Origin of the sequence: Zooshikella ganghwensis DSM 15267 (genome assembly GCF_000428585.1) — a bacterium.
In the GTDB taxonomy this organism is placed as follows: Bacteria; Pseudomonadota; Gammaproteobacteria; order Pseudomonadales; family Zooshikellaceae; genus Zooshikella; species Zooshikella ganghwensis.
In genome coordinates, this window is sequence record NZ_AUAF01000003.1 from 96,605 (window position 1) to 108,423 (window position 11,819).

The 11,819-nt window shown below is 45.4% G+C and carries 8 protein-coding genes; 1 reads left to right on the top strand and 7 read right to left on the bottom strand.

The annotated features are described in order from the left end of the window. Positions 1 to 24: 24 nt before the first annotated feature. From F607_RS0101540 to tssC, 7 genes are all read right to left on the bottom strand, one after another. Positions 25 to 2,676, bottom strand: a complete 2,652-nt coding sequence (locus F607_RS0101540) for a DUF2169 family type VI secretion system accessory protein (RefSeq protein ID WP_027706625.1) — start codon at positions 2,674 to 2,676, stop codon at positions 25 to 27. Continuing rightward, complete coding sequence (locus F607_RS0101545) at positions 2,673 to 5,372, bottom strand: contractile injection system protein, VgrG/Pvc8 family (protein ID WP_027706626.1); 2,700 nt, start codon at positions 5,370 to 5,372, stop codon at positions 2,673 to 2,675. The genes F607_RS0101540 and F607_RS0101545 overlap by 4 nt, the downstream gene beginning before the upstream one ends. 38 nt (positions 5,373 to 5,410) lie before the next feature. Continuing rightward, positions 5,411 to 6,496 carry a type VI secretion system baseplate subunit TssG gene (tssG, locus tag F607_RS0101550; protein ID WP_038289561.1) on the bottom strand — a complete coding sequence of 362 codons (1,086 nt, stop codon included), beginning with the start codon at positions 6,494 to 6,496 and terminating at the stop codon, positions 5,411 to 5,413. Next, positions 6,451 to 8,274, bottom strand: coding sequence for a type VI secretion system baseplate subunit TssF (gene tssF, locus F607_RS0101555; RefSeq protein ID WP_027706628.1), 1,824 nt, complete (start codon positions 8,272 to 8,274; stop codon positions 6,451 to 6,453). Before tssF ends, tssG begins: the two co-directional genes overlap by 46 nt. 1 nt (position 8,275) lies before the next feature. Further along, a complete protein-coding gene (locus F607_RS0101560) occupies positions 8,276 to 8,671 on the bottom strand; it encodes a GPW/gp25 family protein (RefSeq protein ID WP_027706629.1) in 396 nt (131 codons plus the stop codon). A 159-nt stretch (positions 8,672 to 8,830) separates the two neighbouring features. Next, positions 8,831 to 9,400, bottom strand: a complete 570-nt coding sequence (locus F607_RS0101565) for an Hcp family type VI secretion system effector (protein ID WP_027706630.1) — start codon at positions 9,398 to 9,400, stop codon at positions 8,831 to 8,833. Between the two features lie 82 nt (positions 9,401 to 9,482). Next, positions 9,483 to 11,456, bottom strand: a complete 1,974-nt coding sequence (gene tssC / locus F607_RS0101570; RefSeq protein ID WP_027706631.1) for a type VI secretion system contractile sheath large subunit — start codon at positions 11,454 to 11,456, stop codon at positions 9,483 to 9,485. Positions 11,457 to 11,628: 172 nt separating this feature from the next. On the opposite strand from tssC, the gene F607_RS0101575 reads away from it, so the two are divergent. Then, on the top strand, positions 11,629 to 11,819 hold a 191-nt coding region (locus tag F607_RS0101575; RefSeq protein WP_027706632.1), incomplete at its 3' end, for an IS4/Tn5 family transposase DNA-binding protein.

The following is an 11,819-nucleotide window of genomic DNA, read 5'->3' on the forward strand; positions in this document are numbered from 1 at the left end:
TTATTTGAGCGTAGCACTTGAACGCTAGCGATACACATCTGTTACTGAGCAGTCTTCCAGCTTGGCATGGGTAAAATCTACTTGGACCAGGCTGGCATTGCTTAGCTCACACTGATACCACCGACTTCCTCGGCAACGGCTTTGCAAAAAGTTAGCACGAGCAAACTCACTTTTTTGTAGCTGAGTATGTCCAAATAAGCAGCGATACCAATGGCTGTCATTGGCCTGACATTGGGATAAATCACACTGGCTAAAGTCACAATAAGCAAACTGTGCCTGTTTCAGCTGACTCCCCCTTAAAGGGCTTTCGCGCCAACTGCACTGATAGGCCTGAAAACCAGTACCTTGCCAGCCATTACATGTTGCACTGCCACAAAATACCTGCTGCCAATGGGCTTGCTGACAATTTGCGTTTTTGGCCTTAATGCCCATGAGCACACACCTGGAAAAGCGTGTCTGCTGCCAGTCAACCTGATTAAACTCAGCCTGATAAGCAATAACCTGATGCCATTGACTCTGCTGCCACAAGGATGCAGTGCCATTTGCCCCAAGTAGTAATACATCCACTAACACCGATGCCTGCCACTGGCTGTTTGGACAAAGCAATGCACGGGCGCGCCAATGTCTGGCTTGTACCTTGCTACAGTCTGCTCCGCTAAAGTCAGCCTGCTCTGCCAGTCCATGGTCAAATACTACGCCCTCAAAGCAAGTGTCCTGGGCATTTACCTGAGACAGGTTTGCATGCTGTAACTGGCTGCCCCTGAAGTTTGCCTGTGCAAGACAGGCCCCTGTAAACACAGCACCTTGAAAATTACCTCCCGCACAATTCACGCCCTGTAGGTTACAGTTCTCGAACAAGGCTTGCTGTGCATCAATACCCTGTAAATCAAGCCCTCGTAAGTCTACCCCGGCACAATCCATCCCCTTTAGAGAGCGAGTTTGGCGTAAGTGATTAACAATAAGTTGACGTTTACTTTGCGGATCTATCTGATCATCACCCACGATAGCTGTAGGAGAGTGAAGCCTTGCCTGATATTGGCCCTGCTCCGTTTGCTGCTGCCACTGTGCTAACTGAGCCTGATCAATGGTGGCTGCGGCTGCATGACTCACTTTATGAATAGACGATATAGAAGCTTTACGGGGCTTAGCAGGTTCAGTGCTTTGTTGGTCTGCACTCACCTCTTTCAATGATGTTAAAGCAGCATGGGCACGCTGTTGTTGTTGCTTGGCTTGTGCCTTAAAACTTCCCGCCATAGCACGGGTTTGTTTTAGCCACTGATACAAGTCTTGTTTACCTTGTTGCACAGCTTTCCAGCTGGGGGGCGTTATAGTTAACGACGCGGTATCAACGCCAGAAGTAATGGCATCTGCGTCATGCTCCCCCGTAGCAGAAGCGCTTACCTTTGGCAGAGCTGAGGTATTAAGTGGCCCACCCACTAACTGCTGAACATAGTTCTGCATGGCCGCCTTGCGCTTATCAGCCTTGGCTGTTGTAGATTCTGGCGGGTTATTATCAGGCCTCGAGTCTGTGCTGTACGGTAAGCTCGGGACATCTAGCACTGAGGGCACTAACAATGACTCATTCATTCTCCGGCACACTTGCTCTTCAAGGCTTTGTCCGGCCGTTTCCAGCAGCGGCTGATAATGTTGATAAGGGCGAACAGGCTCATCAGTATGCTCATAGGCCAGTAAAACCTGCTTAATATCTTCAGTATCAGGGTGATTTAGCCGGCAAGTCCCTCGATAAACTGCAACGCCTAGGCCTGCATCAGGAATAAACCAAATCGTATCCAGGTTCATGGCAAGTTCATGAATTTCGCTGCTTGCAGTATCCTGAGCCTGCTGCCGTACCCAACTCCGTACCCGAAATGCTGGTAGCTTCCCTTCAATGACCGAAAGTGATGGATGTAGATTCGCTAACCTGAATGACTCACCTCCTTGCCAGAAACCTTGCTTTAACTGCTGATCTACTGGTGCACGACTCCCTAAACGTGGGTCTGCGTTGGCAGCTAAACCCGGGAAGTTCTGCTTTACCCATTGTTGATCGTAGCTACCCGCCCAACGTTGTCGTTGCGGCCAGCTTAAATCAAGTGGTGCATAAGACACAGGTTCATAATGCTCCCAGGGTTTGGTCACTGGTGTATCAGGGTCTTCAATATTAGGCAGCTTACCTTGAGCAGGTCCTTTCCAGCGTGATTGCGAAGCAGCCATAAAACCAATCCCTAATGGATTATCTTTATAAGCTTTGCCACCGAAGCTATGGGTATAGTCAAGTGACTGCCGTTGAAAAAGGTTCGGCTCAGTAAATACTACTTGCCCTGCCAGGTTGTAATGCCATTGTCGGTCACCCAGAACTCGAAGGTTCTTCACCAGGGGGCCGACCTGAACCCCCACAACTAAATCTGTAACAGGGTTATTAGGCGCATAAGCATGCCCCATGAGTAACCACTCTCCTACAGGTTTAGTCAGTAGCTCATCAGGAGGGCACTGCTTAGGCAGATGTTTAAGCCAGTTAGGCCACCCTTGTTGTTCAGATAAAAAATGTATGCATGGCGTAAGCAGTGGAAAAAAACCGATGACTGCCAATACCCACTGATCCTGTTGCTGAATGCGCAGCGGTTTATGCAGCAAGCTTAATGAATGAGGCTTAATGACTTGCATAACATCATCACTCACATAATCAGTTTTATCGCCGACAACAGCGAAATTTCGGTACCAATAATTTCTGTTTTCACCAAGTCTGGGCTGGTCTGAAAACGCACACCACTCGCCACCACATCAACAACAGCAATGGTATCCTTAACTGAAACACTATTAGACGATGTCACCACACTGACATCATTACTCACCCCCGTCACATTCACTTGTGTGCTTTCCCCTACCACACTCACTCGCGTTGAAGTCCCTGTGACACCTACATCCGTACTACTGCCAATGACATTGGTATTTGTGCTCGCCCCTACCACGGAGGTATTTACACTGGCCCCAGTGATATTGGTTGCCACGTTACTCCCTACTGTCGTTTCACTGACACTGACCCCTGTGGTGTTAACCGCAGTAATACTCCCCACCACATTGGCGCTGTAGGTGAGACCTATGGCTGAAGACGTCATACTGACCCCCGTCACAGTGCCTTGGGTTGCACTGCCAATGACATTAGCACTGGTTGTGGTACCAATAGCGGAGGTACTGGACTGGGTACTGGCGGTCATTGAGCTACTGACCTGGTTCATGGTCTGTGTTGAGTCACTCAGGCCATCCACTTGGTGAGTGCTGATGGAGTCACCTTTAATCAACGAGTCCTGTATATTATCTTCTTTGATCGTACTTTTAGATTCGACAGATCCCAAGGTTGACTCACTGTAACTCAACCCTTTGACGGTAGAGTAACTATGGGTGTCTTTAAGTATTTCACTATGCTGTTCCGTTTCACCTATAGTGCTGTAACTCAAAGACTTATTTTGAATGGTGCTGTGACTTTCGGTATCCACCATCAGCTGTTCACTGTAAGAGCTATCTATCTCACTATGACTCCAGCTTTTTTGGCCATAATGCTCACTGTAAGTACAGCCCCACGACTTGCTTCTACTCAGTAAACCCTGTTTACCCTCTTCTGCCGTAGCGTAACTGAAGCTGGCTCCCTGTGAGTAGCTGCTATCCCGGTACTGCCCCGAATCATAGGCTTCCTGAACAATACCAATCGCTTCACTCAAACAAACCTGCGATAACTTGCCAAAGCGAATACTTTGACTGTCACCATATTGAGTGCTGTATTGACTGCCAACATGAGTGGATGCAGTCCAACCAGAGGGGGTCACCACTTTAGTGCCATTGTTTTGTACAATACTTTGAATTTCAGGCAGCTCAGAGTCATCATTGGCCCGCGTCACGACCACCGTAGCCCCCACTTCTGGAATATTTTGCATATGAGCGGCCAGCTTGACCCAACAGGGTTCTGACTGAGTGCCTTGTACGCTGAACTGCACAAAGACCCCTTTAGCTTGCAGCACCGAGTCAGCACTGTTTCGGTCTCGACATTGCTGTAATTCCAGATCAAAGACTGCAGGTGCATAGTATTTCCACTCTCCCGCACTGACTTCTGAACCACCGCCACCATGGTCAACCACTGTCGCCAACACACTGCCCTGATGTGTTTCTTGAATGGAAAATGCCGTAATTAACCCCTGCGGCTCAGTTGCTTTGAAGGTATTTTGATACTGCCCATCAATACTCACTTGGTGAGAGACTTCTGTAATAACAAAGGTTTGTCCCGCCAGGGAGGGCTGAATGGGATTAGGGGTGTGACTTTCACCCTGCTGATCAGCCAAAGAAAATTTATAACCTGCTTGCAGGGCGGGACTCTGGCTACCTCCAGAAAACTCCGTGGCAGAAGCGTTAATCATTTGCTGCTGGGTATCGGCCTCATGCTGAGCTTCTTGATCACTGCATCCATATTGATAGATTTTATAAACGTAAAACGGTAGGGTTCCCTCAGCCGTGTCACTCTTACCTTGATAGGACTGTGTATTGGCGACGGTATCTGCCTCCCAGGCAGCCTGCTGGCGAGTTTGCGTAGCCGCGACACTACTGGATACCATGTGCTGCTGATAATGGTAATGGGTTACAACATCATCTTCATGCTGTGCTGGCAAGTGGTTATAGGTATAGCGTAATTTGGGCTGCTCAGGTAAAGCCCATGGATAGTCAGTGCTATTGCTGAAAATAACCTCATCCACCCAAGGCTGGTGCTGGTAATAGAAGAAAATATGTGCCTTTCTGATAATTCGCTGAATAAAAGCTAAGGCTGTCTCCCCCGCTTGAAACCAATCCTGAACCCTGGTTAATGCAGGATTACTTCTTCCGGTAATACCCATCATGGAATACGTAATACCAAATTGTTTGAGCACCTTCGCGATGACATCTCGTAGAGACAGTTGAGGATAGATTTGATAGCGATTGGTTAACGTTAACTGCCAGAGTGAAGGGCGCATGACCAGCTGATAACTACCAGGTTGCTCCATAGCCATACTAGCAACAATGCCACTGCGTAAGACCATACCTGGTACTGACGAGCCCGCCAGGGCCGCTTTAAAATCTTGTGGAGTGGAACCCAGCTTCGGATAAACAATGCCGATGGTTATCGGTTGCCCCAGTAAGGCGTCAAAGGTCAAGGTGGAGCCACTGGCATCAGTGTTTCCTCGCAAGCTAAGCTGAAACTGGAATAAGTCACCGACCTTTTCCTGGCCTTGCAACTGCACCAAGCGCAATGTTTCATCCCCAACCCACTCACCACTTTGCAGCTTAACGGCCCAATATAGGACCACCTCTTGATAGCCATGCTGCTGCAGTTGTGTTTGTCCAATTGTGCTCATGATGCCTCCCTGCTATGACTATCAACCATCATCTAGTCTCAACCTTCATCACCATCACACTTATTATCCACTTGGTATAACCAGAATCGTGATGGCACCATTGCCTTGGTTTGAGGCTTGTTTCGATCTCGTTTTTTCTTCAACGATGAAGCTGCTAGCCAGGCGGTATGACTGAGGCGCAGCCCATGAAACAGTGGCTGCTGCTGTGGGTGAGAGAGTGTACTGTCTGGTGCAGTATCTTCAGCCAGAGAGAGTACCAGCCAACAATTTAGCCCACCGCCTGTCAATACCAGTAACCAGTGTCGTAACGTTTCATTACCTTGCTCACCCGGTAGCAGACGACAGAAATGAGTGTATGGCAGTGGCCCAATTTCCAGCTGAATAGCCCCCTGCTGACGCCAGTAATACCGGCCAATAAAACTGTTTGCTGTTAATGTCTGCCCCATATATAAGCGCTCATTGGCAGGTATTGTCAGCCAGCAGCCATGCAGGGGCTGTATTGATACGGGCGCCTTCACCAAAGCAGCGATTATTCGTCGCCAACTGTCAGGGTTACTGCGTTGCATTAACCGCAGGCCAGCCAAACCAAGCAGTTGCCGTGCTGCTAGCCCTTTCACCAGTTTTACATCACACCAGCCAGCCAATCTTGCGAGACTTTTCCCTACTGTTGACTGCACGGGAGGTAGGTTATTTAACCCGGGTACACAGTGCGATTTAACCGCCCAGCGTAACCAGTGCAAGCGTTGTTGCAGCAGATCAAGAAAATCACTGGTAACCTGATGTCCCTGGAGCTGCCGTCGCCAAATGGCATCCCAAAATAAGTTTGGTAGCGGCCCATGGCTGCCAGCCAAGCTAAAGTTGTTGACTCGAATATGCCAGCCTGGCTGTTCAGTGCGCGGCTTAATAAACTCAATTTCACTGGCTGGAAAAGCCGGTGAATAGCCCCCTGAAAAGTAAAGGCTATGATGCTTTTCTTTTTCATCGGCTGGTTTCTCGTCATGCACTCCTCCTTGCCAAGTGAGCAACCTTACTAACTGATAGAAATTAATCAGCAGAGGCTGTTGCTGCCACAGTGACACTAGAGGATGAGTTGTTCGCCAACCTGAGCTGGCCAGCGTTTCCATAGGCCTTTCCGTTGCTTACTGTGTAACACTAATGACACAAAATGATTGCTGCTCACATAACGGGCAAGTACATGCTGCAATATCTCACCCAATAACAAGGGACTGCCTTGACCAAACTGGGTTTCATTAACGGTCATGGTCAGCTCTATCCCTTGACAAAATCCCCGCCATAACTCGTTTCCCATCCTCTGTACAGCGGATTTACCCTTAATACTTTGAATGCTGGTTATCTGCTTACGGTTAGCTTCCCCTCGCATTCCGCCATGTAACAGCAATAGCTGACAAAGATTGGCTAACAATGATTCGCTATCATGCAAAGATAAGTGCAGGTTATTCACCTGGGCCAGAAGTAACCAAGGTGTCTGACTTAACAGTGGTGGTGGATGGTAAGCTGTGGGTGACATCAATAACGTAAGGTGATTAACCGGTCCTGCCCCTTCCAACTGTAATGCATCCCCCTGTCGAAGCTGCTCTGGTAAAGTCCGATTGGTACTCCACACTGATCCACTTAGGGTATCCGCCACAGGGTTGGTCAATGATAAACTTGGATCTAATAAGCTAATCCATAACTCAGTACCTGGAATATCGGGTCGTTGACTTAGCTCTCGCCGACAAAGATAAAAGTAATCATCGTCTTCTACTTGCCAAATATCACTCAGCTCAAAATAAGACTCTACTTTACGGACCGGCTGTCCAGGGCGAAATGCTTCCAGATGAATTGGTTTAACCACTTCACAGTAAGAATGATGGGAATAATCAGCTACCAGCCGATACTCGTAATGATGATGATCCATTCGCAATGGATCCAAGTGTTGTTTAAATAAATTCACCAAAGGTACACAGTTTAGCTTCAGCGATTCTTCCGTTAAATGCAGCTGCTCTGGTAATACTGTGTCACTCAATAGTAATAATTGAAACTGGTCAGTGGCACCGGCTAACTCCAAGCCTTTAATATCGAATAATAAAAAGCGCTCAGGAAAAGCAAAATACTCTTGCAATAAGCGATACCCCGAAAAAGACGTTGGCTCATCTAACAACAATGCCTCTTCATCTGAAAAACCACAGCCTACTAACGATGCTGCTGATAATTTACGCCATGAACTCTCTTCATTCACTTTTATCCATATCGATACAATATGCTCATGCAATAGCTCATAAAGCTTAAACTGCTGAGTTGTATTTCCTGCTAAATAAAAACGTAATTGTGAAAGCGGCAGTGTCTGAACTGGATCTTCGCCCATATTGACAAAGGTAACATGTACACCACCTACGACATCTGCCGTAATAACTTCAGCTGGTAAACCCGCCAAAGGAGACCAGTTGATTTGCTTAATAGCCAGTGGCCATAAAGGGGTATCACACGCCACTTGGAAACGACAACGAACTTGATCCCCTCGCCGCTGTTCAGTTTCAATAAAGACATTTCTACCACGAGCCAATTGCCATCCTGCTCGAAAATTGGCGCCATCAGGTTGAATATTAACCTGAGCCATCACCATAGCAGGTAAAGGAGAGACTAAATGAGGATATAACTGATCTAATATAACGGCAGGCAATAGGTTACGATCAACATCCAGTCGATAATTCAATCGCCCTGTTAAATACGCAACCCCTTGTAATAACATTTCCACATGAGGATCTGCTGATACACCCGCACTTAGGCCAAGTGCTTGTGCATATTCAGGGTGCGCTTTTGCAAACTCAACTCCATCACGCCGCAAATGCTGTATTTCACGATAGAAATAATCAGCCAGCGGGTGCGAATCCCCCCAACTCATGCTACTCCCCCTTGAGTGCACTGGCAGGCAAAGAAAACTGCACTGGAATAGTTTGAGACTGCCAAACAAGCTGTGCATTTATGCAAATCGTAAACGGATTTAATGGGTCACTTTGGTCCGTTAAACTAATTTCGACATCTTGTAAACGTGGCTCAAACGTTAAAATTATTTTTTTTATACGATCCGCTATTACCTGTAACTGACTGCGATGGTTTGTGGCTAAATCCGCCACCGAAGGTAGCCCCAAATGTAAAATATCGATTGGAGCATTAACCGATGTTTTCACTGTTACAGGTACAACACTCAGTAAACGTGTTATATTTTCAACGACCAGTTCCAAAACATCTTCTTTGCTAAGTTCTCCCAATACGTCCAGTCTTTCTAATAAATAACGCATGTGTTGCGTTTATTTCCTTTATTATATTATTTGTATACCCTTCACGAATAATTTCTAGGTTTTGTTATCTTCACTCCACACCCCAATCACCTATTAATATAAGCTCATGGGGCTTCGTCACTCCATAGCCACACCTAAAAACCATTCGTATTGGGTATATTAACTTGTAAACTGACCAATAACCCTGTTGCGAGCCAAACTCCATCCAGAAGACTTTTTACCTGCTCGGGTTGTATCCGCATTTTGCACAGTAAAGTCCCACAATATTTCGGTAAAATTCAGCTTAAACTGTTCCGTTGGCATGTCATCTGGATGGGACTGAAATTGTATTTCACTGATAATGGCATCTCTAATCGTGAAGGTCATTATATTTGCGGTTTTATCCCCTGAATTCCGGCAAATATAAATTTTTGTGGGTTGGTCAGTGCCTTTGCCCAGAGGTTCTGCACGTAAACAATATTCGTAAAATTTAACTGAGGTTTTATCAACATACTTAACACAGGTAAATTCGGTAATAATGGGTCTGCCCGATGTACGTGCAGAATTACTCACATCTGTTGTGACTTGTTGTTTCATCCCCTGATGGACAGATACTAATTCAATACACTGACCAAAATTCAATATCTCATCCCGATCAACAGGGTCAATCAAACTACCTCCTGTTGTCCAACTATTATCATCACCACCAAAAACTTCCTTATTCCCTGGCTCTAATAAAATCAAATCCATGACATCATTCCTATTTTAATTGAAACCTCACTGATACCATCTCTATCTGCTGACATACCCTTGATGTAAGGTATATCTCAGATTATGCAGGCAAGTCCGCGACCAATCGAATTGAGGTCGTTAGCTCTTCTAGTTGGAAATGAGGTTTAATAAAAACGGTTGCTCGATAAGCACCAGGTTTTCCAGGTACATCAGTAACTTGAATCTGCGCAGCACGTAAAGGATAAGCTGCTTTTACTTCTTGCGAGGCATCATCATCAAGTAGAATATATTGAGATATCCAATTATTTAAAAATTGCTCTACATTAGCCCGCGTCATAAATTTGCCCACTTTGTCACGCATTATCACTTTAATAAAATGCGCAAAGCGGGATGCACATAAAACATAGGGCAACATAGCGGATATCTGCGCATTTGCATTCGCTTCATCCGAAATATATTTTTTGGGTTTATTCGTCGTTTGTCCACCAAAAAAAGCAGCTTTATTTGATCCTTTACAATGACAAATTGCCATAAACCCTAAGTCATTTAATTCTTTTTCTCGACGATCGGTAATCGCTACCTGGGTAGGACACATCATAGCGATATCACCTTCATCTGTTTTGTATTTATAGGTTGGCAAACCACTGATTACACCACCACCTTCTACTCCTCGAATAGCCGCTACCCAACCATATAAAGCGAATGCATTAGTAATTCGTTCTGCTAACATATAGGCAGGATTACCCCACAAAAACATTTTATAGTTTTTACTTGAGACAATTTCTTCAAAAGGTAGGCCATCGACAGGCTGTGTATCCATACCATAAGGTAATCTCAATAACACATTCGGTAACGTTAAAGATACATAGCGAGAGTCTTCTGTTTCTCTAAACGTTCGCCAACCATCCATTTCAACACTTTCAAAAATTTTAGCAAGATCACGAGGCCGTCCGAGCGCAGTAAACGTATCGAGGTCAAACAACTGGGCACTTGCTGCTGCAATAAAGGGAGCATGAGCGGCCGCCGCAATGCTCGACATTTTAATCAATAGTTCAATATCCTGAGGATGCCGTCCAAACTCGTAGTCACCCACCAATAAACTATAAGGGTACCCCCCATAAGTGCCATACTCTGCTTCGTAAATCATTTTAAAAATGGCACTCTGATCAAACTCTACCGCTTTTTCCAAGTCTTTTAGCAAATCATGCTTACTGATATTGAGTACTTTTAATTTTAATAATTGACCTGTTTCCGTACGTAAAACAAGGTAATATAAACCCCGCCAAGTGGCTTCTAACTGCTGGAAAGGTGGATGGTGAAGAATCAGATTTAATTGACGTCCCAGTACATCATCCAACTTAGCAATACTATCGTCAATCAGTAACGCAGTCGATGCGCCCTTAGCACTTACTGCATCTAATACTGACACTATACTTTGTACAAACTGTCCTAATAATAATAAAACATGGGATCGTTGTTGCTCATTTAACAACATATAATCCCGAGACAGTAATTTATTCAGTGTGTCATTCGTTTCTACAGCCGACCACTCTTCTACGGTTTTACCATTGAATGCCGCTAATAAATCATCCTTGACTTTAGTCGCATCATCAGATGGTGATTCAGAGACCATGTCATCTAATAACTGAGTCAATGCATCACTTGACTCCAGCTTTGCTTGCATATCTCGTAACCGACAGCGCTGCTCATATATTTCATTTAACTTAGGTATTTTTTTTACAACCGATAAAGGATCAAAGTCTTCTATCTGATTTAATAACAAATCACCTGATAACTTTCCTTCCCCGTCAACTTCATTGGCAATCGCTGACAGTTTGACCCTTGGGGCGGAGGCGGCTAACACATGATCAAAGTTATCCCGGTCAATATCGACCATCTTACGTACTTTAACCGGTGGTAATGGTTCTACAGGGTCTCCTGTGAGGTCTGCAAAGATACCCACGATAAAAGGCAACTCTCGTTGCTCAATGGCTCCACCTGTTTCAACATCATAGGTAATTTTAACACGAGGTGGTCTTACCCTGTTCAGCTTTTCCTGCACGCTTCCTAACATGAGGCACTCCGTCGCGGTTTATTCCTTTATGTATAATCTTCGCGAATCAATTTTAGGGTTTGTTGTCTTCGCTCTTGACCACCAAGGATAGCATTTAATTACCCATAAATTTGCAATGAATACAAGGTTATGTCACTTTAGTTGCCAAAAGTGGACTTTTGGGCAAAAAACAATGGATTCTTGGCTAAATGAAGAGCTGTCAGGATGTGCATTTAAAGATCAGCGTTTGACAACTCGTTTTAAAAGTATTGTTGCTTGTTTATCCGAAAAAAGTGGTAAATCCATACCTGAGATATGTGAGGAGTGGGCATCCACTAAAGCTTTTTATCGTTTTTTATCAAATGAACGGGTAGAAGCAAGTGA

Excerpts from the sequence above, each read along its gene's own strand:
- F607_RS0101560 (WP_027706629.1), bottom strand. The coding sequence starts at position 8,671 with ATGCGTTATTTATTAGAAAGACTGGACGTATTGGGAGAACTTAGCAAA.
- tssG (WP_038289561.1), bottom strand. The coding sequence starts at position 6,496 with ATGGAAACGCTGGCCAGCTCAGGTTGGCGAACAACTCATCCTCTAGTG.
- F607_RS0101565 (WP_027706630.1), bottom strand. The coding sequence starts at position 9,400 with ATGGATTTGATTTTATTAGAGCCAGGGAATAAGGAAGTTTTTGGTGGT.
- tssF (WP_027706628.1), bottom strand. The coding sequence starts at position 8,274 with ATGAGTTGGGGGGATTCGCACCCGCTGGCTGATTATTTCTATCGTGAA.
- tssC (WP_027706631.1), bottom strand. The coding sequence starts at position 11,456 with ATGTTAGGAAGCGTGCAGGAAAAGCTGAACAGGGTAAGACCACCTCGT.
- F607_RS0101545 (WP_027706626.1), bottom strand. The coding sequence starts at position 5,372 with ATGAGCACAATTGGACAAACACAACTGCAGCAGCATGGCTATCAAGAG.